At 62.9% G+C, this 2,785-nt stretch carries 3 protein-coding genes; 1 reads left to right on the top strand and 2 read right to left on the bottom strand.

Annotation, left to right across the window (positions count from 1 at the left end; all coding sequences use genetic code 11):
* The coding region (locus ABW137_RS25315; RefSeq protein WP_526404213.1) for an MFS transporter at positions 1-1,279 on the bottom strand (1,279 nt) is incomplete at its 3' end.
* Between the two features lie 161 nt (positions 1,280-1,440).
* On the opposite strand from ABW137_RS25315, the gene ABW137_RS25310 reads away from it, so the two are divergent.
* On the top strand, positions 1,441-2,154 hold the full coding sequence (locus ABW137_RS25310; protein ID WP_526404212.1) for a GntR family transcriptional regulator: 714 nt from the start codon (positions 1,441-1,443) through the stop codon (positions 2,152-2,154).
* A 126-nt stretch (positions 2,155-2,280) separates the two neighbouring features.
* Here ABW137_RS25310 and ABW137_RS25305 read toward each other — a convergent pair whose 3' ends face one another.
* Positions 2,281-2,742: a winged helix-turn-helix transcriptional regulator gene (locus ABW137_RS25305; protein WP_526404211.1), complete on the bottom strand. Its 462-nt coding sequence runs from the start codon at positions 2,740-2,742 to the stop codon at positions 2,281-2,283.
* Positions 2,743-2,785 lie beyond the last annotated feature (43 nt).

Genomic DNA, 2,785 nt, shown 5'->3' with positions numbered 1-2,785 from the left:
CGATGCCGCGGGTCTCGGGCAGCCCGAAGAGCGCGATGACCGCGATCACGTAGCCGATCGCGCCGAAGATCAGCGCGCCACCGAGACCCAGGGTGGTAGACGCCAGAAATCCGACCACGGTGGGAAATGCTGCGCCCACTGCGCGACCGAAGTTGTAGGTGAAACCCTGCCCCGTGCCGCGGAACTCGGCGGGGTAGAGCTCGGACAGGAACGAGCCGAATCCGGAGAAGATGGCGGATGTGCAGAATCCCAGGGGGAAACCCAGCAGCATCACGAGTGTGTTGGCGCCGTCGGGTACGAGTGCGTAGCCCACCATGAAGACCACCGATAGGCTCGCGAACAGTTGCATGGTGCGCTTGCGGCCCAGCTTGTCGGAGAGGATTCCACCGCAGATGTAACCGAGGAATGCGCCGCTGATCACAATGATCAAGTAGCCACCGGTCCCCACGACGTCGAGTCCACGGCTCTTCTTGAGGTAGGTGGGCAACCAGGAGGCCAGCGTGTAGTAGCCCCCCTGGACGCCGGTGGCAAGCAACGATGCGAAGAAGGTCGTGCGCAGCAGATCTCGGCGGAAGATTGCAGCGAACGAACCGCGCTTCTTGCCTGCGATCTCCCGCTTTTCGGTGACGGCCTCGGTGTCGGTGACGTGGCGGCGCACCCAGATGATTAGCAATGCCGGGATCGCACCCGTCCAGAACAGCACGCGCCACGCGATTTCCTCGCTGAACACCTGGAAGACGATGGTGTAAACCAGGACGGCCAGCCCCCACCCGACCGCCCACGAGCTCTGGACGTAGGCGACGGCACGCCCGCGGTACTGCGGCTTGGCGTACTCAGCGACCAGGATGGCGCCAGCAGCCCACTCGCCGCCGAATCCGAGTCCCTGCAGCGCCCGAAAGACCAGCAGTGTCTCGAAATTCGGAGCGAAGCCGCACAACACGGTGAACAAGGTGTACGTGGCAACGGTCACCTGCAGGGTTCGAATACGGCCGATCTTGTCGCACAGAACACCGGCAAGCGCCCCACCGAGAGCCGACACCACCAGCGTGACCGTAGTCAGCAGGCCGGCTTCGCCGGTACTGATCGCGAAGTAGGAGGCGATGGCGCCCAGGGCGAGCGGCAGTACCTGGAAGTCGTAGGAATCCAGCCCGTAGCCGCCGAAGGCGCCGAAGAAGGCAAGGCGCCCTCTAGCGCTCAGCGTCCTGAACCAGTCGAAGGGCCGGTCTGCAGCGTCAGGAGCGCTGCCGTCTCCTGGCGAACGGGTGGTTGTCGAATCCATGGGTGCCTCCCGATTGACATCAGTGATCCAGCTCTCATCCGAGACTAGAGGATCGTTGAACGATCCTGCAATAGGTTCGTTCAATCGTTTACTTGGAGGACACAACGTGGGAGTCTTTCACCATTGCGTTTGGGGCACGTTTCGAGAAGGGAACTGCTTGAATGTCGTCATCGGTACATGTGGGTGAGTCGACGGCCAAGGCTGTTCTGTCAGCACGGCGCAGTCTCCTGGCCCGAGGGAGCCGGAGCACGCAGATCGCAGACATCATCCGGTCATGCATTCTCGAAGGCGAGTTTCTCCCTGGGACGCGGCTCTCGGAGCCTGACATTTGCTCAGGCCTTGGTGTATCCCGAAACACGCTGCGCGAGGCGTTCAAATCACTCGTCGAGGAGCGGTTGGTCGTCCATGAGCTGAATCGTGGTGTGTTCGTTCGGATTCCGACACCTGAAGACGTAGCCGAACTGTACAGCTGCCGCCGCATCGTCGAATGCGCCGCGATCCGAGGGGTCGACCTCGCCACCGCGCATCTCGGGGCGCTCCAGCGTGCGCTCGACGACGCCGATGCGCATGCGGCGCAGGGGGACTGGACCGGAGTCGGCAATGCCGACATCGCCTTCCACAAGGCGATCTCCGCCCTGAACAACAGCCGACGCCTCGACCGGTTGATGAACGATGTGTGGAACGAACTGCGCCTCGTCTTTCACGTCATGGCGGATCCGCATACATTTCACATGCCTTACCTGGCCAGGAACCATGCGATCTACGACGCGGTGATAGCCGGCGCGATCGACGTCGCCGAGAATATGCTCTTGGCCTACCTAGGCGACGCCGAAGGTCAGATCCTCTCCGCCTACGCGCCCGGACCGCAGATCTGAGGACAAGCCCCGTGGACATGACGTGAGATTCCGCGGGTGACGTCGTGCGCGCAAGAGCGCACTCGCCGCCGGATTCGACGGCGGTGGCCGCAAATTCGGACGCCCATGTTGCGGACGACCCGCGTCTCAGCTGGAGGCAGTGAGCCCCGGCCCCACCTCGACGACGACGTCACGCGCGGTCAATTCGGAGCCACACCGATCGCACGCGTGGAGCACTTCGGCATGTCCACCGCAATCGCGGTGCCGGTACAGCAGGAACGGACCGTCGGGCGCCATGTACTTGTCACCCCAGGTACGTAGCGCCATCAGAATGGGGTAGAGGTCCATGCCCTTGTCGGTCAACCGATACTCGTGGCGGGTGCGGCGCTCGTCCTTGTACGCCGTGCGCTCGAAGATGCCGGCATCCACCAGTTGCGCCAGTCGCTGGGCCAGGACGGCGCGTGACAGGCCCATCGTGGATTGGAATTGGTCGAATCGCCGGACACCCGTAAAGGCTTGGCGCAATAGAACGAGCGTCCATCGGTCCCCGAGCAGCGCGACCGGACGTGCGATCGAGCACTGCTCATCCTCCAAGTCGTCCAGCGCCATGTTCACCACGCTACCCCTTGCGTTCGTTTGATGAACTCAGTAA

Origin of the sequence: Mycobacterium sp. (assembly GCF_040509115.1) — a bacterium.
Classification (GTDB): Bacteria; Actinomycetota; Actinomycetes; order Mycobacteriales; family Mycobacteriaceae; genus Mycobacterium.
The sequence above is the reverse complement of the archived record's forward strand: the minus strand, read 5'-3'. Positions and strand labels throughout refer to the sequence as shown.

Bases quoted from the DNA above. Each gene is read 5' to 3' on its own strand.
- ABW137_RS25310 (WP_526404212.1), top strand. From the start codon at position 1,441: ATGTCGTCATCGGTACATGTGGGTGAGTCGACGGCCAAGGCTGTTCTG.
- ABW137_RS25305 (WP_526404211.1), bottom strand. From the start codon at position 2,742: ATGGCGCTGGACGACTTGGAGGATGAGCAGTGCTCGATCGCACGTCCG.